General features: G+C 64.0%; 17 protein-coding genes. 8 read left to right on the forward strand and 9 right to left on the reverse strand.

Annotated features, from left to right (window positions below; translation table 11 throughout):
- Nucleotides 1-84 precede the first annotated feature (84 nt).
- Entirely contained in the window at nucleotides 85-219 is a 135-nt protein-coding gene (locus HSEST_RS14530; protein ID WP_267491847.1) for a DUF7128 family protein, read from the forward strand.
- A gap of 48 nt (nucleotides 220-267) precedes the next feature.
- On the opposite strand, the gene HSEST_RS07095 is transcribed toward HSEST_RS14530, so the two are convergent.
- The 7 genes from HSEST_RS07095 to HSEST_RS07125 form a co-directional block, all read right to left on the reverse strand.
- Nucleotides 268-858 carry a 50S ribosomal protein L15e gene (locus tag HSEST_RS07095; RefSeq protein ID WP_229120212.1) on the reverse strand — a complete coding sequence of 197 codons (591 nt, stop codon included), beginning with the start codon at nucleotides 856-858 and terminating at the stop codon, nucleotides 268-270.
- A 170-nt stretch (nucleotides 859-1,028) separates the two neighbouring features.
- Nucleotides 1,029-1,799, reverse strand: a complete 771-nt coding sequence (locus HSEST_RS07100) for a PHP domain-containing protein (RefSeq protein WP_229120213.1) — start codon at nucleotides 1,797-1,799, stop codon at nucleotides 1,029-1,031.
- An 8-nt stretch (nucleotides 1,800-1,807) separates the two neighbouring features.
- Nucleotides 1,808-2,203, reverse strand: coding sequence for a VOC family protein (locus HSEST_RS07105; RefSeq protein WP_229120214.1), 396 nt, complete (start codon nucleotides 2,201-2,203; stop codon nucleotides 1,808-1,810).
- A gap of 37 nt (nucleotides 2,204-2,240) precedes the next feature.
- Nucleotides 2,241-3,956 carry an L-lactate permease gene (locus HSEST_RS07110; protein WP_229120215.1) on the reverse strand — a complete coding sequence of 572 codons (1,716 nt, stop codon included), beginning with the start codon at nucleotides 3,954-3,956 and terminating at the stop codon, nucleotides 2,241-2,243.
- A gap of 151 nt (nucleotides 3,957-4,107) precedes the next feature.
- Nucleotides 4,108-5,940 (reverse strand): ribosome biogenesis/translation initiation ATPase RLI, encoded by a 1,833-nt coding sequence (locus HSEST_RS07115; RefSeq protein WP_229120216.1) that lies wholly within the window; start codon nucleotides 5,938-5,940, stop codon nucleotides 4,108-4,110.
- A 14-nt stretch (nucleotides 5,941-5,954) separates the two neighbouring features.
- On the reverse strand, nucleotides 5,955-6,257 hold the full coding sequence (locus tag HSEST_RS07120) for a hypothetical protein (RefSeq protein ID WP_229120217.1): 303 nt from the start codon (nucleotides 6,255-6,257) through the stop codon (nucleotides 5,955-5,957).
- A 165-nt stretch (nucleotides 6,258-6,422) separates the two neighbouring features.
- A complete protein-coding gene (locus tag HSEST_RS07125) occupies nucleotides 6,423-6,863 on the reverse strand; it encodes a DUF302 domain-containing protein (RefSeq protein WP_229120218.1) in 441 nt (146 codons plus the stop codon).
- 335 nt (nucleotides 6,864-7,198) lie between these two features.
- Here HSEST_RS07125 and HSEST_RS07130 point away from each other — a divergent pair, with 335 nt between their 5' ends.
- From HSEST_RS07130 to HSEST_RS07160, 7 genes are all read left to right on the forward strand, one after another.
- The gene (locus tag HSEST_RS07130; protein WP_229120219.1) at nucleotides 7,199-8,440 is read left to right on the forward strand and encodes an RNA-guided endonuclease InsQ/TnpB family protein; all 1,242 of its coding nucleotides are present in this window, start codon (nucleotides 7,199-7,201) and stop codon (nucleotides 8,438-8,440) included.
- 68 nt (nucleotides 8,441-8,508) lie between these two features.
- Nucleotides 8,509-8,775 (forward strand): ArsR family transcriptional regulator, encoded by a 267-nt coding sequence (locus tag HSEST_RS07135; protein WP_229120220.1) that lies wholly within the window; start codon nucleotides 8,509-8,511, stop codon nucleotides 8,773-8,775.
- A gap of 189 nt (nucleotides 8,776-8,964) precedes the next feature.
- Nucleotides 8,965-9,297 (forward strand): uS10/mL48 family ribosomal protein, encoded by a 333-nt coding sequence (locus HSEST_RS07140; protein WP_229120221.1) that lies wholly within the window; start codon nucleotides 8,965-8,967, stop codon nucleotides 9,295-9,297.
- A gap of 127 nt (nucleotides 9,298-9,424) precedes the next feature.
- Nucleotides 9,425-10,576 carry an MBL fold metallo-hydrolase gene (locus HSEST_RS07145; protein WP_229120222.1) on the forward strand — a complete coding sequence of 384 codons (1,152 nt, stop codon included), beginning with the start codon at nucleotides 9,425-9,427 and terminating at the stop codon, nucleotides 10,574-10,576.
- Nucleotides 10,577-10,583: 7 nt separating this feature from the next.
- Nucleotides 10,584-11,660, forward strand: coding sequence for a M20 family metallopeptidase (locus tag HSEST_RS07150; RefSeq protein ID WP_229120223.1), 1,077 nt, complete (start codon nucleotides 10,584-10,586; stop codon nucleotides 11,658-11,660).
- A 66-nt stretch (nucleotides 11,661-11,726) separates the two neighbouring features.
- A complete protein-coding gene (locus HSEST_RS07155) occupies nucleotides 11,727-13,226 on the forward strand; it encodes a carboxypeptidase M32 (RefSeq protein ID WP_229120224.1) in 1,500 nt (499 codons plus the stop codon).
- An 84-nt stretch (nucleotides 13,227-13,310) separates the two neighbouring features.
- On the forward strand, nucleotides 13,311-13,718 hold the full coding sequence (locus tag HSEST_RS07160; protein WP_229120225.1) for a DUF1648 domain-containing protein: 408 nt from the start codon (nucleotides 13,311-13,313) through the stop codon (nucleotides 13,716-13,718).
- A 45-nt stretch (nucleotides 13,719-13,763) separates the two neighbouring features.
- Here the strand turns inward: HSEST_RS07160 and HSEST_RS07165 are convergent, their stop codons facing one another.
- Entirely contained in the window at nucleotides 13,764-14,744 is a 981-nt protein-coding gene (locus tag HSEST_RS07165) for a DUF368 domain-containing protein (RefSeq protein ID WP_229120226.1), read from the reverse strand.
- 2 nt (nucleotides 14,745-14,746) lie between these two features.
- Entirely contained in the window at nucleotides 14,747-17,710 is a 2,964-nt protein-coding gene (locus HSEST_RS07170; RefSeq protein ID WP_229120227.1) for an oligosaccharyl transferase, archaeosortase A system-associated, read from the reverse strand.
- Nucleotides 17,711-17,792 lie beyond the last annotated feature (82 nt).

Consider the following 17,792-nt stretch of genomic DNA (forward strand, 5'->3'; position numbering starts at 1 on the left):
TAGGTTACGTTCCCGAGCGGGTACGCTATGCCGTCACGCGATCCCGGAGAAACCTCTATACGGTACCAAGACACACATACGAGTATGGTAACCACGACCGAGCGAGACGGAGAAACGTGGTACCAGTGCGAGAAATGCGAGATGCTGTTCGACAACCAGTCGGACGCCGAACAGCACGAACAGAACTGCGACGCGGAGGACCCGTCGTACATCCAGTAGCGATACGCGAGGCTAGTCGATCATCGAAAGCCGAAAAACGACCGGTCGTTACTTGCCGCGGCCTTTGCCGCTGTTGTTCGAGGGACGCGTGTGTTCGGTCCCTTTGCCCTTCTGCTGGAGCCCGCGGTTGGACTGGCCGGCACTGGTCAGCCCGCGCAGCGCGCGGTCGTCGTGGGTGTCGTCACAGATCCAGTTGAGATCGTCGTCGTTCTCGATCGCGGGGTGATTCGGATCCAGCAGGATGACTTCGAACCACTTCTGGCTACCGTCCTCGCCGACCCAGTAGGAGTTGAGCACGCGCAGGTTCCGGTACTTGCGGGTCGCGCGCTCCTCGGCGACGCGCTGGAGGTTCTTCCGGCGCGTGATCCGGGTAACGCCCTGTCGCTTCGACCGTCGGCCGGCCTTGTGTCGAACCTTGCGGGCGCTGCCCTTGCGGACGCTGACGCGAGCGACGACCACGCCCTGCTTGGCCTTGTAGCCGAGCGAACGGGCCTTGTCCAGACGGGTCGGGCGCTCGACGCGCTCGATCGCGCCCTGCTGGCGCCACTCCTGCATGCGCTGCCACTGTAGTTCCGCGACTTTGCCGTCGTCCGGGTCCTTCCATGCGTCCCGGATGTGTGAGTAGAAGCTCTTTGCCATGGTTTCACCGCGGGCGTCGAGTGGTTCAGTCGGTCGCCCGACCACATTCCAGCCTGCGAGTCGCCGACCGCTCGATGCGGCCGCCAATAGCAGGTGCCCGCTGGAGCCCGCCACCAGCGAGTTGTCGAACCTTTCCCGCTGGAGCGCTTAAGGGCTTCGAACCCGATCGCTCACCCCTGGATTACAACCGGGTCCACGTCCCATCGCTCGACGAACGCCGCCAGTTCCTCGGCGTTCTCCCGGAGGCTCTCGGGCGTGTGGGCGTCCGTCCCGAGGGTGAACTGCACGTCGTATTCGGCCAGGATTTCGCGAAAGGCCGGTCCCGGATGGAACTGCCCGTAGTCGTCGGTGACGCGGCCGGCGTTCAACTCGGGGACCGTCCGAGACGTCTCCAGAGCCGACGCGATCCGACGGTAGTGGTCTTCGGAGAACAACCCACGCAAGGCCTCGTTGCGCTGCGGGAGATCGACGTGTCCGGCGATCGCGAACAGTTCGGAGTCGATCATCGACACCACGCGATCGACGTACGTCTCGACGACGTCTCGGCGCTCCTCTCGCGATTTCGCGCCGAAATACGTCTCGTCGTGAAGGTTGTGCCCCTCGACGGTGTGCACGCTGCCGATCGCGTAATCGAACGTCGCCGTGTCGAGGAAGTCGGCGATATCGGCCTCGTCGGCCGGCCGGTAGTCCATCTCGACCGCGTCGAAGATCGCGATGTCGTATCGCTCCCGGAGCGATTCGATCGCGTCCCGGCGACGCTCGTGGGTCAGATCGAGGTTGAACCCGAACTCCTTCGCGAACTGCTGCTGTGACGGGTCCGCGGAGACGTTGCAGTGGTCGGCGAACCCGATTCCGTCGAGCCCCTGGCGCTGTGCGGCCGCGAGCATGGCAGCGAGGAAGTCCCCGTCCGAGTAGTTCGAATGGGTGTGGTAATCGTACATACTGGACCTCAGGTATCGCTCGGATTACGGGTTTCGGACTGCGTCCCGGCCCCGGGAATGGAGCCGGTCCCGTGCAGGAACGTCTGGACTTCGAACGACCGGCCGTCCGGATCTGTCCCGAAGAAGTTGTAGATCCGGTATTCGGTATTCTCGGTGGGCGGTCCCTCGGCCACGTCCGTCAACCGGTCGTACCACTCGTCGACGGCGTCTCGATCGTCGAGGACGACCGTGACGATGCCGCCGGTCTCGGTCTCCTCGCGCTGGCAGAATCCGACGAGCAGTGTCCCGTGTCGGAGGATCGTACAGGCCGGCTGTTCGAGCCAGACGTCGAAATCAAGCCGTTCGGTGTAGAAATCGACGACGGCGTCGTGGCGGTCCGTACCGAAGAAGACGATTCCGGACATGGCCGATCGAACGGCCGCGCGTGACAAAAGCCCCCGGTCAGAAGGTCCCGGGAGCGACGACGTACACCAGTAGCATGCCGACGGCACCGGTAAACAGCGCGAAGATGATCGTCGGGAAAAGTACCTTCCGGAGGATGTCACCTTCACGGCCCGAGATGCCGACGACACCACAGATCGCCGCGATGTTCTGCACCGAGATCATGTTCCCCACGCCGCCACCGACGTTCTGGATCGCGACGACGATCGACCGGGAGATCCCGACGTCGCCGGCGGCGCTGTACTGTAGCTTCGCGAACAGGATGTCCGAGACGGTGTTGGATCCGGTGACGAACGTCCCGAGCGCGCCGATCCAGGGGGCGACCGCCGGCAGCGCCCCACCGGCGGCGCCCGCGACGGCCTGCGAGAGCGCCCCCATCATACCGGGAGTGAGAGACACGAACTCCGCTTCGCCCGACTTGATCATGATCTGAGTCAGCGAGACGACGATCACCAGCGTCAGCGCGGCGGGCGCGACCTGTCGGACCGACTCGCGCCAGGCCTCCCTCGTCTCCTGGCCGTTCATCCGGAAGAGCAGCCCCGTGAGTATCGCGATCGGGATGAACGGCATCGTCCCGGGCAGATAGAGATACTGGAGCTCCCAGGCCAGGTCGCTGTATCCCAGGATACCCGGTAGCGTGACTGCGAAGTCCTTCAGGAGGGGAACGAGATCGAGCGTCGGCCAGCGCGTCACCAGCAGGATGGCACCGACCAGCAGGTACGGCGTCCAGGCCAGCCACACCGGCATCTCCTGCTGTGGATCGTCGTCCTCGATACTCTCGAGGCTGAGCCCGCCGAGCCACGTGTCGGACCACGATTCACGGTCCGGAAACGTCCACGTCGACTCGGGGACGAGCACGCCCCGGGAGGCCATGACGAGCCCCAGGCCGAAGACGACGAACCCGGCGACGATGGAGGGCAGCTCCGTCCCGACGAACCACGCGATCGCCCACTGGGTCACGCCGGCGACAGTCCCGAGCACGAGTGCGAACGGAGCGACGGGGGCGGTCGCGCGCGCGGCTCCGCGCAGGGTGCGTTCGTCCTCGCTTCCGAACCAGTAGCTGAGCAGGAAGATCCCGAGGACGCCCCAGAAGACGAACGTGAGACCCGTCATCACGCCCGAATAGGCCGAGACCAGACCCTGGAACTCCGCCTGGGTGATCGGATCTGACGCGGCCGCGAGTTCGTCAGCCCCAATGACCGAATTCACACCGCCGAGAATCGGTGTCCCGGCTGCCCCGAATTGCGGGTTCGGCGCGTTGAAGAACAGCGCGAACACGGCCGCCCCGAGCGGCGGGAACCCGAGGCCGATCAGCAGCGGCGCGGCCAGCGCACCGGGCGTCCCGAAGCCGGCTACGCCCTCGATAATCGTCTCGAAACCCAGCCCGATCAACAGCAACTGGATCCGCCGGTCGGTCGAGATGCCGCTGAAGTGCCACCGGATCGTCGAAATCGCGCCGCTGACCTCCAGGTAGTTCATCAGCAAGATCGCGCCGAAGACGATCAGGATGATCGATACCGCTTCGAGCGCGCCGTAGAGCGCCACTGCGGCCCACCACGACGGCTCCATCTGCCAGTAGGCGAGCCCGAGCACTGTCGCAATTGCCCATCCGACTCCCATCGACCGTGCCGCTGACCACCGGAGCCAGACCAACAGTGTAAACGCAACTGCGATCGGCAACGCGGCGAACAGCGCTAGAACCGCTGTACTTGTCATCTGTCAGTCCCGTTTGGCTACGGGAACTTATCGGTTCGCATCTGTCACGCCGAACAATCACAAATATTACCTGAAATAGCAATTTTCCTTCGGTGGGTTACCCCATTTCCTGAAAAAGATCATTCACGTATTTCGGCCGGATGGAGTTCACTTACTCCGGCGCGTAGTAGTACTCACCGGCCTGTTTTTGCTCGCGGTCGAGATTGCTTCCGGGCTTGTTGATCCGCGGGCGGCCGGTGCGCTCGTCACGACGGAACGTGACATCGAGGTTTTCGAGGAACTCGTTCATACCGTCGCGCATGCCCTGGGGCTGGGAGGCGGTTCCGTGAACGGCGGGTTCGCCGTCGAACACCAGCAATCGATCGCTCAGGAGATCGATCATGTAGATGTCGTGGTCGATGACCATCGCCGTCGCGTCGTGGTTCTCCGCGTACCGGCGGATCGCACTGGTCGCGAGCACGCGCTGTTCGACGTCCAGGTGCGCGGACGGCTCGTCCAGCAGGTACAGGTCCGCGTCCTTCGAGAGACAGGCCGCGATGGCGACCCGCTGGCGTTCACCGCCCGAGAGGTCGTCGAGATTTTGTTCCATCACCGCATCGAGCTGTAGCGGCTGGGCGATCTCGGTGTTCCAGTAGGAACTGCCGAACTCGTCGGTGATCGAGGAGAGGAACGCGTCGACGCGCATCGGCTGGTCGATATCGATGTACTGGGGTTTGTACGCGATGTCGAGCTGTGCGTCGACCGTTCCCGCGTCGGGTTCGAGTCGGCCGGCCAGCATCTTCGCGAAGGTCGATTTGCCGATCCCGTTGGGACCGACTACGCCCAGCACCTCGCTCTCGCGAATGGTGCCCGACTCGACGGCGAGCGAGAACTCCCCGTCGCCGTAGCTCTTCTCCAGGGCCGGGTACTCGATGGCCACGTCGCCGCGAGTCACGTTCCGCGGGGCGTGCTGTTCGAACTCGATCGCCTCCTGGCGGATCCGCATGTTCTCGTTGTCCAGGTACCCCTTGAGATACTCGTTGATCCCGTTCTTGGTCGATTTGGGGTCGGTGATGACACCGAAGGCCCCGGGTTCACCGTAGGCGACGTGCAAGGCGTCAGCAAGCAGGTCCAAAATTGCGAGGTCGTGTTCGACCACGAGCATCGACCGGTCGCCTTCCTCAGCCAGTTCCTGAATGATCCGGGCAGCGGTCATCCGCTGTCCGATGTCCAGGTAGGGCGTGATTTCGTCCAGGAAGTAGAACTCTGCGTCCCGGGCCAGTGCCGCCACGAGCGCGACGCGCTGGAGTTCACCGCCCGAGAGCGTGTCGATGTCCTGATCGACGACGGGTCCGATGCCGACGCGCTCGATGAGGGCGTCCAGCTCGCCGCGCTCGTCGGTCCGTTCGAGCAGCTGGCGGGTCGTGCCGTCGAACTGGCCGGGGATCTGATCGACGTACTGGGGCTTGCGGGCGACGCTGACGTCGCCGTCGATCAGCGCTTCCAGGTAATCCTGGAGGGCGGTCCCGCGATACTCGTCGAGTACCGCGTCCCAGGACGATTCGTCGTTGTACGCCCCGAGGTTCGGCGTGAGCTCGTCGGCGAGGATGTGGACGGCCGTGGTCTTCCCGATCCCGTTCGGTCCGAGAATACCCGTCACGCGCCCCTCGCCCGGAGCGGGCAGACCGTACAGCGAGAAGGCGTTCTCGCCGTACCGATGGATCGGTTCGTCGTTCAGTTCCTGGGGGAGGTTGATGATCTCGATGGCGTCGAACGGGCACTTCTCGACGCAGATCCCACAGGACTCGCCCAGGCAGATCTCTTCGGAGATGCGGACCTGATCGGGTCCGCCCTCGAACGGTTCGTCTTCTTCGTAGGCGTCGCCGCGCTTGACGATACACTCCTTGCCCGTCCGGTTGGGCGGGCAGAAGTTCATACACTCGTAGTTACAGCGGTCGGGCTGGCATCGTTCAAGATCGACGACGGCTATACTGTCATCAGCCATTGTGAGTCACCCGGCTATACGGTCGACGCGGTGAGAAGCATCGTCCAGGAGATGAACCACAGGGAAAACGTCATAAACGCGATGTAGAGATGGTCCTTCGTACTGAAGTCCTGCGTGTCGACGCCCAAGGCCTGGAGAATCGGTATCTGAACCAGGACCGCGCCAAGAATGACGAAGACGTTGATCCGTCCAGCGGGCGCGGCTTCGAGACCGTACTCGGAGATCAGCGCCGCGACGATCCCCATCAGGGAGGCCAGCGTCGTCACGGTCACGCTTCGGGCGTGACCGGTCAACCCGTCGGCCGTCTCGGTAGCCATACGTCACTCTGGGCTACCCGAAGTGAAAAACCGTTCGTTACGGGTCGGCTCCGATACGGACTGCTGTAACGATTTACCGCCCCGACCACCCAGAGTCGGCGGTCGATACGGTGCTGACTGACACCGGCCCCTGTCGGACGCTCCGCCGCCAGCGGATGAAACCGTTCACGTCGGCTGCGCGACGGCCGAATCCTCGTCGGTCGCCGTCGCGAACCGTTCGTCAACGGCGGCGATGACCCGCTCGAACCGCTCGCCGACGTCGGCTGCGGTCGCAGCGAGTTCCGAGTTGCCCGTCACACCGATCAGGCGCTCCGGATCGACCGCGTGCACGCTGACGGCACCGCTCTCGGTCTCGTAGACGACGACGTTACACGGCAGCAATGCTCCGAGTTCCGGCTCCGTGTCGAGCCCGTCGCGAGCTAGCGACGGGTTGCATGCACCGAGCATACGGTACCGCCTGAACTCCGTGTCGAGTTTCTGTTCCAGTGTCGATTGTACGTCAATTTCAGTCAACAGCCCGAATCCCTCGTCCTCAATGGCTTCGGCCGTCGCTTCGAGAATGTCTTCGAACTGACCGTCGACTGTCGTGGTGATCGTATACGTCATCGTCACCCGATCGTACGTGAGTACGGGCGATATGCTCCTGGATGAAAACGGGCGTACGAAACGGACGTAGAGCGTGTATCGTCCGATCTAATCGTGTACGAGTGTCAGATTCGTTCATGGCGGCGGTGTGCCCGGTCTATCGAGACGATATAGCATACGACGTGGTTCGAAAGTTCGGGGCAAGTACTCGCTCGTTCGAATCGAAACCGCGACCGTGAATCCCGTTGCCTCAATATTAGATCGCAATACAAAGGCCTCGACCAACTATATCCAGAATGAAGACAATAATTCTATCCCAAAAATTAAGTTATAATAGTGCCAATCAAGGGGTGGCGATGGAATACAGCCACCGCTACCGAGCATACCCGACAGACGAGGTAGCGGAGCGACTGGAATACCAACTTGATGTCCATCGCCAACTCTATAACCATATCCGATGGGACTACACGAACAGTCCCGAAGACGAGAAGCCGAGCGAGTACGACCAGAACAACAAACTTCCAGAGTGGAAACGTAAGTGGCCGATATTCAGTAAACTGCACTCCAAGGCCGCCCAAGCTACTGTCGCTCGTTTCCACTGGAACCTCTCGAACCTTTCCAAAAAGAAAGAGAAGGGGTACAAAGTCGGTCGTCTCAAACGGCAGACACCGCGTGATTACCGGAGTGTGACATACAACCAGAGTGGTTTCGACCTCGATGAAAAGAGGGGCTGCGACAGGTTCGCCTATGTCCGCTTCAGCAAAATTGGGTGGGTCAAAATCCGCTACTCACGCGCGATTCCTGATCGCGCCACAATGAAGGAGGTTACGTTCAAGAAAGAACGAACCGGCGAGTGGTTCGTCTCTTTCGGTCTCGAAACCGATGATGCCGATCTACCCGAGAAACCCGACGTGGACTCACTTGATACGAGCAACAGCGTTGGTATTGACCTTAGCATCCTCAACTACATCCACACCAGCGACGGCAAGACTGTCGATTGGCTCGACCTCGAAGACGAGTACGAGCGTCTCCGGCGCGAACAGCGCAAACTCACTCGGAAAGAATACGGAAGTCGGAACTACGAGAAGCAACGTCGGAAGGTCGCCACGGTGAAGCGCTATATCCGCCGAAAGGTGCTGGATTACCAGCACAAGCTGACGACGTGGCTCGTCCGCGAGTACGATGCCGTGTTCGTAGAAGACCTCAACGTCGCCGGAATGCTTCAAGCAGATGAGAACGCTCGGAACAAGCATGATGCGGCGTGGCGACAGTTCATCACTCTCCTCGAATATAAGGGTAATCTGTACGGCACGCACGTCGTGCAGGTCGAAGCCCGAGGAACGACGAAAGAGTGTGCCAAATGTGGTGTAGAGACAGAGAAACCGTTGTGGGTCAGAAAACACTCTTGCCCATCATGTGGATTCGAGACAGATAGAGACGCGAACGCCTCGATTAACGTCCTCAAGAGAGGATTTGCTGAACTAGGGATGGGATGGCCCGAAGACACGCCTGTGGAGACTGTGACCGCTACGGACACGACTGATTTTCGGACAGTGTCTGCAAGTCACGTCGTGGAAACAGGAAGCCTGCCCTCGTGAGAGCAGGATGCCCTGTGCCACCGTGCGCGGGGTAACATTCAAACGGCGCGGGGCCCTGCTTTCAGCCAATGACAGAATCCGACGGAGAGGCGATCACGGATCTACCGCCGAGCGCGAAGCTCGTATTCAAGGTTCTGGAGTACAAGGGACCACTGACACAGAAGGGGATCGTCGAGGAATCGATGCTTTCGGCCCGGACGGTACGTTACGCGCTCGAACGCCTCGAGGAAGTCGGCGTCGTCGAAGAGGACGTCTACTTTGCGGACGCCAGACAGAACCTCTACGAGCTGACGATCGAAGACGCCGACAAGTCCGAACAGGCCCTTTCGGACTGACACTTCGCCGGATTGTCGATATCTCCGGGCTGTCGACGCTGTGGGTGGCTCATACTGGTGGCGATACGTTCGTCCAGATATTCGGCACGACGGCGTGTCGAATCATTTCGAAACGGTATCACCACCAGTATTAGACGGCAGCTCCGATGAGTGTGTTTTTACGTGCGGGCGGCCCACTCACTGCCAACAATGCCCTTCGTCACGAAGCTCACGTTCGAGAGCGGGGACCGGCACTTGCTCGAGGACGTCGTCGACGAGATCAAGACCGACGCCGCACGCAAGGGCGTCGAACACAAGGGGCCCCATCCACAGCCGCCGGACGACCTGCGGGTCCCGCAGTCGAAGACGCTGCTCGATTCCGGCGGTGACTTCGACGCCTGGAACTACACCGTCTACACCAGGACCATCGAGATCGTCGGGCACGACGAGTTCGCGCGGTCGGTCGCCGGCCGCGATCTCCCCCCGGCGATCTCGGTCGAGGTCGAGGTCCAGCAACAGCGCGGCCAGGGCCACGGCGACTGATGCCGTCCGGCGAGTCGCTTCGGGACTTGCTACCAGTCCGCAACTGTGTCGAGACGCGGTGACACAGCCACCCTCGAAATGTTCTGGTTCTCCGTGGTATAAGTTCGGCAAGCCCCTACTGGTGAGCATGGTCGAAACGATCACCGCGAGTCAGTTACGCGATCGAATCGACGTCGGCGACTCGTTCGCACTGCTTGATACGCGTCCCAAAGAGAGCTTCGAGGCCTGGCACATCGAGGGCGCGATCCAGTACACGTACAAGCCGGATTTCGAGTTCGACGCCGAACAGTTCCGCGAGGCGACCGGGCTGTCGACCGACGACGAGATCGTCACGATCTGTGCGAAGGGGATCTCCTCTCACGACCTTGCGACCCACCTCGAAGACAGCGGCTTCGAGGACGTCACCGTCGTCGACGACGGCATGGAGGGATGGAGCGAGGTCTACGACACCGTCGACATTCCGCTGCGGGACGGTCTCGACGTCGTCCAGTTCCAGCGCCGGGCAAAGGGATGTCTCAGCTATCTGATCGGGGATCCGGAGTCGGACGTCGCGGCCGTCGTCGACCCGACGCGCCACGTCGAGCGGTTCGCCTCGGCCGCCTCCAGTCGGGGGTACTCGATCGAGCACGTGCTCGACACGCACGTCCACGCCGATCACGTCTCCGGTGGCCGACAGCTGGCCGAGTACGTCGGCGCGACCTATCACCTCGGGGCGGACGCGGTCGATCGCGGCGTCACCTACGAGTACGAACCGCTGGAGCGCAACGAGGTCGTCACGGTCGGCGAGCACGATCTCAAGGCCGTCCCGACGCCCGGCCACACCTCCGAGATCGTGAGCTACCTGCTCGACGACGCGGCCGTCCTGACGGGCGATACCCTGTTCGTGGACTCGGTCGGCCGGACCGAACTCCAGTTCGGCGACGGCGACGCCGATACCGGCGCACAGCAGCTGTACGAGTCGCTACACCGGACGCTGCTCGCGGAACCCGACTCGGTCACGATACTGCCCGGGCACTTCGCCGTCGACGCCGACGGGGCGACCGACGTGACGCCCGGCGAGCCCGTCGCGACGACGATCGGCGCCGTTCGGACCGGGCTGGCGCTGCTGTCCGCGGACCGCGAGACGTTCGTGGACCGGCTCACCCGTTCGCTGCCGGAGAAGCCGCCCAACTACGAAGAGATCATCGCCGTCAACGCCGGCCGCGACGAACTCGAAGACGAGGCGGCGGCGACGGAGCTGGAGCTCGGCCCGAACAACTGCGCGGCGAGCGGGGACTGACCGCGGTATGAGCACGGCCGTGACGGCACTCGCCCGGCGGCTGGTCGCGACGCCGAGCCACGACGACCCGGACGCGGCCGGAGCGCTGCTCGAATCCTGGCTGCGCGAGCACACGGACGCGACCGTCGAACGCGACGAACACGGGAACGTCATCGCCCGCCGGGGCGACGGGGACCGATCGCTCGCGCTCGTCGGCCACCACGACGTCGTTCCGCCGGCCCCCGAACAGCGAGACGATGGGTACCTCGTCGAGGAGCGCGACGGGCGGCTGTTCGGCCGCGGCAGCGCCGACATGAAGGGATCGCTGGCGGCGATGGCCTGTGCGTTCCGGGACAGCGATCCGGCGGGTGAACTCGTCTTCGCGTCGTTCGTCGGCGAGGAGCGGGGCGGTATCGGGTGTCGGGCGGCGATCGAGGACGGCTTCGCCCCCGACTACGCCGTCGTCGGCGAAGGGTCGACGGGCTACTCCGCCCCGGGCGTCACGGACGTCGCGATCGCCCACAGGGGACGCCGCGCGAGCACGATCACGGCGCGAGGGACGGCGGCCCACGCGAGTGAAGTCGGTGCCGGCGAGAACGCGATCTACCGCGCGACTGACGCCGTCGACGTGATTCGGGACCTGCCCGCTCCCGAGACGACCGTCCACGGGCGGAACGTACAGGGAAGCCTCGCAGTCACGGAAATCGACGGCGGGGACGCCTGGAACGTGATCCCGGACCGGTGTACCGTGACCGTGGACGAGCGGACCGTCCCCGGCGAACGGGCCGGACTCGACGCTGTCGAGTCGATCGAGGGCGTCACCTGGTCGGTCGAACAGGATCTCCCACCGATGGCCTGCGAGGACGAACGCTTCGCCGCTGTGGCTCTGGAGATCGCACGGAACGTCCAGGACGGCGACCCCGAGCACGTGGTCAAGCCACACGCGACCGACGCGGGCTGGCTCGCCGCCGAAGCGGACACGCGGACGCTCGTCGTCGGGGCGGCCGAGCCCGGCGAGGCCCACACGGCAGCCGAAAGCGTCTCGATCCCCGTCCTGGAGCGGTGCCGGCGACTGTATCGAGTCCTCGCCGAGCGGTGTCCGTGACTGGAACATCCGGGTGTGGAATGCCGTGACCACGGGTACTTTATCGCCGCGGCCGTATGCCCGGTCATGTCAGCGGAGACACCACAGGCGTACGACGACCTGCTCGACGCGTACCGTCGGGTGAGCAATCTCGGTTCCGCCGTCGGAGTCCTCTCCTGGGACCAGCAAGTGACGATGCCCGAGGGCGGCGGGCCGGCCCGGAGCCAGCAGCTCTCGACGCTGTCCGGGCTCAAGCACGAACTGCTGACCGACGACGAGGTCGCCGACGCGCTCGACGCCGCCGGCGAGGCCGAATTGAGCGACGAACAGCGGGCCGTCGTCCGCGAGATCCGCCGCGAACACGAGCGGGCCGCGGCGGTCCCACAGGAACTCATCGAACAGATCAGTGCCACGTCCTCCGAGGCGCTCGAGGTCTGGGAGTCGGCGAAAGCCGACGCGGACTTCTCGCAGTTCGCACCCGTGCTCGACGAGCTGGTCGAGTTGCGCCGCGAGTACGCCGCGCACATCGATCCGGACCGGGACCCCTATGCCGTCCTCTTCGAGGAATACGAGCCGTACCTCGGCCTGGAGACGGCCGAAACGGTCCTCGAACGACTCCGCGACGAACTCGTCCCGCTAATCGAGGCCGTCGGCGACAGCGACGTTACCCTCCCGGAGCCGTTCGCGGACGGAACCTATTCCGAGCAGCGCCAGGAAGACCTCTCCCGGGAGATCCTCACCGACCTGGGATACGACTGGGACCGCGGTCGACTGGACGTGTCCAGCCATCCGTTCACGTCGGGCAACCAGTTCGACTGCCGGGTCACGACGCGATTTCTCTCGGAGGATCCGCTGAGCGCGCTCACGGCGACGATCCACGAGTTCGGCCACGCCTTTTATAATCTCGGTCTCCCCCAGGAGGAGTACGGGACGCCGCTCGGTGCCTCCCGGGACCTCAGCGTCCACGAGTCCCAGTCGCGGCTCTGGGAAAATCACGTCGGCCGGAGTCGCCCGTTCTGGGAGTCGATCGCGGACGACGTTCGATCCGCCTTCGAGGGCGTCGACGCCGATGCCGACACGCTGTATCGGGCGGCCAATCGCGTCTACGACGACAATCTCATTCGCGTCGACGCGGACGAGCTCACCTATCACATGCACATCATCGTCCGCTTCGAGATCGAGCGCGACCTGATCAACGGCGATCTGGCCGTCGAGGACGTGCCGGCGGTCTGGAACGACAAGTACGAGCAGTACCTGGGCGTTCGCCCGGAAAACGACGCCGAGGGCGTCCTGCAGGACATCCACTGGAGTCACGGCAACTTCGGGTACTTCCCGACGTACACGCTGGGCAGCGTCATGGCCGCCCAGCTGTACGCGGCGGCCGAGGACGATCTCGGCGACCTTGACGGGGCGATCCGCGACGGCGAGTTCGAGGACTTGCAGACGTGGCTCCGCGAGAACGTCCACCGCCACGGCGCGCGCTACAGGACCGACGAACTCGTCGAGCGAGCGACCGGCGAGCCCTACACCGCCGAGTACTTCCTCGAGTACGCGACCGAGAAGTACGGCGATCTCTACGACCTCTAGATCCAGTCGGAGTCGGATGTCGGTGGCGAAGGACGGGCCGCGTTCCAGGCAACGCTTTTCCGTGTCGGCGTTCCCCTGTCGGATATGTCCCTCCAGCGTAGCGATCTGATCGCGAGCGGATTGCTCGTCGCCGCCGCGCTCGTTGGCGTCGTCTTCTGGGAGTCGCTGCCCGCGGAGATGGCGATCCACTTCGACGCGGGCGGAACGCCGAACTCGTACGTGTCGAAACCGGTCGGTGTGATGCTGGCGCCCGCGATCGGGCTCGCTTCGATCGCGTTCACGCGCGTCGCGATCCGGGTCGATCCCGCAAGCGATCCGGTCATCGAGAACGCGGCGATCTACTTCCTCGGCGGCGTCGTGAGCTACGTCCATCTGCTCGTGATCGCGTACAACCTGGACTATCAGTTCTCGATGACGGCCGCGATCGGTCCGGTACTGGTCGCCGCGGCCGCCCTCGCCGCGTGGGCGATATATCGGGACCGGATCGCCTGATCGACTTCAGCAGAGGGGTCCAGCGATGGAACGGCCGTCGCCCGATCAATACGACAGGTCGTCGGTGTAGCGGTCGAGCACGAGGACCGCACCGCCACCGACGACAGTTGCGAGGAGGAGCGGCGCGATGGATTCCGGGGATAGCGTCGCAGTCGCATCGCGCATCTCGATGACCGGCAATCGCAGCGCGCCGACCATGAGACTGACCAGAAAGGACAGGGTCGCCGCCCGGTAGTGATCGAGCGCCCAGCGGATGGCGTGTGCGACCGTGAACAGTCCCACGACGGCGCCAGCGACGAACGTCACGACGGTCGTCGCGGGATCGAGCAGCGACCCGACCGCTCGGTCGCCGACGGCCGCGGCGATGATCCCGTCGACGAATGCGGTGAGCGTGCCGGTCAGGTACTCGTACTGGCCGAGCAAGACGAGGAAAAACGCGCCGGAGACGCCCGGCAGGATCATCGCGACGATCGCGATCGAGCCGGCGACGAAGACGACCGGCAGCGCGTGGATCCCGTCGGCTCCAGCGGTGACACCCGACACGAGAAACGCAAGCACGAAGCCGGTGGCCGCGGCCGCGATCCGTCCCGGCGTCGCCAGCGAGAGCTGTTCGTACAGGACGATCGCCGAGGCGGCGATCAGCCCGAAGAAGAACGCGAACGTCGCCCCGGGAGCCTCCTGGAGCGCCAGGTAGACGAACCGGGAGACGGCGACGACCGCCGTGACGACACCGGTCCCGAGCACGACGAGGAACGGCACGTCCATCTCGATAAGTCGATCGGCCAGTCGCTGGCGACCGCGACCGCTCGTGATCCCCAGCAGCAGTGTCGCCGCGGCCGGATCGACGCTCGTGATCGCGGTGATGAGACGCTCGTAGATCCCGGTGATGAACGCGATCGTCCCGCCCGAGACGCCGGGGATCGAATCCGCGGTGCCCATCGCGATGCCTTTCAGATAGATGGACAGCCAGCTCGTGAGGGTGTCACCCAGCGCCGTCCCGGTCGCCTGCTGGGTGTCTCCGGCCATGGTTAGCCTGCGATGCGGGCGGACGGCGACTGCTCGACGCCGACAGTACGCGGGTCGACCAGATCAGACGTGGCGTCGTCGGTCGTGTTGCCGCCAGTGCCGTCGTCGGTCTCGTTGCCGTCGGTGCTGTTCGTCCCGTTGCCGTCAGTCTCGTTGCGATCTCGCTCGGTGAGGACTGTCTCGCTCAGCTCGACCGTCGAAGCCGAGTCGTTCTCTCCGATGACCTGCCCCTCGGTGACGTGGGCCGTCCCGTTGTACATGATCAGCTGTTCGGTCCCGTTGCCCGTCTCGGTCTGCAGATCGGTCCGGAGCTGATACGGGCCAGTCGCGCGGACGCTCGTGTTCGTGTAGCCGTCCTCCGGCCCCCAGTCGCCGGCGCCGGTCGAGGCGTACGGGACCGTCATACTGAACTGGCCGTTCTCGCCGACCTGAGCCTGCTGGGTGTAGGTGAACGTGTCGTTGGCGTTGGGCATCCGCATCGTGACCGACGCCGTCACGTTCGCGCCTGCCGGTCCTTCGCCCTCGATCGTCGCGCCCGAGACGCGCTCGAAGACTTTCGTGTAGTGCGGGTTCGGCTCGGCGGCGAGGCCGATCGACCGATTGTCGAAGCCGAGGCGAGTCGGACTCAGCCCGTACTGGAAGAGACGCAGCAGCTGCGAGTGCGCCGCCTGGTAGGGGTTCACCGTCGCGTCGCTGACCTGCACGAGCCGGTAGTGCTCAAGCGCCGGCACGCGCTCTGCCGGGTTCGGACCGACACCGCCGACCTGGCCGCCGGACTGCCGGGCCGCCTGGCGTGCTTCTTCGAGCGACTGGTACGTTTCGACGAAGTCGGTCTCCTCGGTGTTGACCGTGTTCGTGACGACCGGCCGCGGGTCCTGGGCGCTGCCGTGGTAGCGGTACAGCCGGTTCACCATCGTGTCGTAATAGTTCTGGCTGTAGAAGTAGAACCCGGCGTTCCCGACGCGAGCGGTCCGGACGAAGTCGGAGGCGCTGACGCCGTCGACGAACGCCGGCGGCGCGCTGAACTTGCTCGCGCCCGTGGCCATCTGCCAGTCGACCATGACGTAGCGGGTGTCCCGGTTCTCGCCGTCGCTCATCTCGCCGATGACCTGGTCGGCCTGGCTTTCATTTTGGGCGAGGAGGAACCGCGCCGCCTCGGTCGCCGACTGCTGGAACGGGTTGGCGACCGGGATGCGCTCGGCCTCGCTTGTGATCCAGTGGCCGTAGTCCCACCACGAGAGCACGCCGTAGGACCCCTCCTCGTACTCGTAGTCGTCGGTCTTCGCGTATTCGCCCCAGTAGCTGACGTTGTTTCCAGCGTCGGCGAAGTTGCCGACTGTCGGGGTGTTCTCTGACATCCATTCGAGGCTGCTGTCCCAGCCGAGGATGCCGCCTGGACCGCTGTTGTACGTCTCGTTGGACTGGGTGACGGCGTCCTGTGGCATACCGCGATCGCCCGTCGCCATGACCATCGGCGCCATCACGACGATCAGGACGGTGAACACGGCCATCACCTGATACGGCCGCACGTCCGTCGAAGCGCGCCTGGCGGCGGTCGAGAGGTATGTGAATCCGGTGCCGATCGCGTAGGCCGCCATCACTGCGACCGGGACCGTGAGGTAGTACCCGAACCGGACCTGTGTGAGCGTCATCGAAAATGCGACGGCGAGCCAGATAGAGACGAACAACAGTTCGGATCGCTTGTTCGAGGTGACAGTCTGTCTCGCGAGCGCGAGGACGACGCCGACGACGGCGATGATGTGGACGAAGCCATACCAGCTGTAGAGCGCATCGCCCGGATTCTCTAGGGCGGCGATCTCGCCGACGGTCGCCGCTGCTCCGGTTGGATCCTGGCCGATAATCCCTCCGAAGACACGGACAAGCTGATCTGCCATCAGGTCGGCTATTCCCGGCGAAAGAATGAACAGTCCGAGAGACACAGCGCCGAGAACTCCGATAGCACCGATCGGATACGTCCAGACAGGTTCGGAGCGCTCGTCAAGAATGCGGCTGAGTCCGGCGAGGAAGCCACTCCAGACGAGGCCGGCGGCTGCAAGACCAACTTGCAGAAGGGAGAAATTAGTCGGTGCGATTCCGAACGTATCGAATGGAAGGAGCATTAACACTGCGGTGACGGCGAAGATGACGCCGCTGACCAACAGCATCGGTTCCGGACTCGTCCCGCGGAGATGGTCGATGATCGCCTGGATCGTGACGTACAGCCCGAAGATCCCGACCATCACGATGCCCGGCGGCCAGGTCCACATATACAGAGCGAGCGCCACGCCGGCCAGCGCCCCGTATCCCACCGGCTTTCGGAGTCCGGCGACATCTCGATCGAGGATGAGTTCCCAGATCGGTTTCTCGCTGTCGGCGACCTGCAGCGCCACGACGATTGCTAGGGCTGCGAGAGCTTGCGTGAACGCCTCGGCGACCTGGTGATCGGAGAAGCCGACGAGGCTCCGTCGAAGGAGGACACCACTAGAGAGCGCGACGATCAACGCCGCGGCGATCCCGCTGAACCGGTTCTTGCCGACCCGCTTGCCGAGGTAGTACGCGATCGGCACGATACCGGCCCCGATCACAGCGGGGGCGAACAGCAGCGTCAGCCGGACGGTCGTCTGGTCGGGACTTCCGAGACCGACGATCAGTGCGACCGTCGCGACGACCTGGTCGTAGATCGTCCCGAACTGTGAGACGGAGGTGCCGCTCGGGAAGTTCGTCCAGATATCGTAGGGCATCGTCTGCGGCCAGTGACGGACGGTGTACTCGACCTGGCGGAGGTGATACCAGGCGTCGTTGCCGCTGAACATGACCGTGCCGTCGACGACGAAGTTGCTCCACGTTCGGGCGCGTGCCCACAGCGCGAAGACGAACAGCGCCAGCACCGACGGGATATGATACCACTTGCTAAGCCACTCGATGCCTTCTTCGAGCTCCTCGGACATCCCTTCCTCTTGGCTCATGGATATACGACACTCCGGGGACTCATTAGCCGGTCAAACTGCCAACTCGCGCATAAGCCTTATGAAGTCCCATCGGTCGGGG

The organism is Halapricum desulfuricans, from assembly GCF_017094465.1.
Classification (GTDB): domain Archaea; phylum Halobacteriota; class Halobacteria; order Halobacteriales; family Haloarculaceae; genus Halapricum.

Coding starts and splice junctions, on each gene's coding strand:
- HSEST_RS14530 (WP_267491847.1), top strand. CDS start 85: ATGGTAACCACGACCGAGCGAGACGGAGAAACGTGGTACCAGTGCGAG.
- HSEST_RS07095 (WP_229120212.1), bottom strand. CDS start 858: ATGGCAAAGAGCTTCTACTCACACATCCGGGACGCATGGAAGGACCCG.
- HSEST_RS07100 (WP_229120213.1), bottom strand. CDS start 1,799: ATGTACGATTACCACACCCATTCGAACTACTCGGACGGGGACTTCCTC.
- HSEST_RS07105 (WP_229120214.1), bottom strand. CDS start 2,203: ATGTCCGGAATCGTCTTCTTCGGTACGGACCGCCACGACGCCGTCGTC.
- HSEST_RS07110 (WP_229120215.1), bottom strand. CDS start 3,956: ATGACAAGTACAGCGGTTCTAGCGCTGTTCGCCGCGTTGCCGATCGCA.
- HSEST_RS07115 (WP_229120216.1), bottom strand. CDS start 5,940: ATGGCTGATGACAGTATAGCCGTCGTCGATCTTGAACGATGCCAGCCC.
- HSEST_RS07120 (WP_229120217.1), bottom strand. CDS start 6,257: ATGGCTACCGAGACGGCCGACGGGTTGACCGGTCACGCCCGAAGCGTG.
- HSEST_RS07125 (WP_229120218.1), bottom strand. CDS start 6,863: ATGACGTATACGATCACCACGACAGTCGACGGTCAGTTCGAAGACATT.
- HSEST_RS07130 (WP_229120219.1), top strand. CDS start 7,199: ATGGAATACAGCCACCGCTACCGAGCATACCCGACAGACGAGGTAGCG.
- HSEST_RS07135 (WP_229120220.1), top strand. CDS start 8,509: ATGACAGAATCCGACGGAGAGGCGATCACGGATCTACCGCCGAGCGCG.
- HSEST_RS07140 (WP_229120221.1), top strand. CDS start 8,965: ATGCCCTTCGTCACGAAGCTCACGTTCGAGAGCGGGGACCGGCACTTG.
- HSEST_RS07145 (WP_229120222.1), top strand. CDS start 9,425: ATGGTCGAAACGATCACCGCGAGTCAGTTACGCGATCGAATCGACGTC.
- HSEST_RS07150 (WP_229120223.1), top strand. CDS start 10,584: ATGAGCACGGCCGTGACGGCACTCGCCCGGCGGCTGGTCGCGACGCCG.
- HSEST_RS07155 (WP_229120224.1), top strand. CDS start 11,727: ATGTCAGCGGAGACACCACAGGCGTACGACGACCTGCTCGACGCGTAC.
- HSEST_RS07160 (WP_229120225.1), top strand. CDS start 13,311: ATGTCCCTCCAGCGTAGCGATCTGATCGCGAGCGGATTGCTCGTCGCC.
- HSEST_RS07165 (WP_229120226.1), bottom strand. CDS start 14,744: ATGGCCGGAGACACCCAGCAGGCGACCGGGACGGCGCTGGGTGACACC.
- HSEST_RS07170 (WP_229120227.1), bottom strand. CDS start 17,710: ATGAGCCAAGAGGAAGGGATGTCCGAGGAGCTCGAAGAAGGCATCGAG.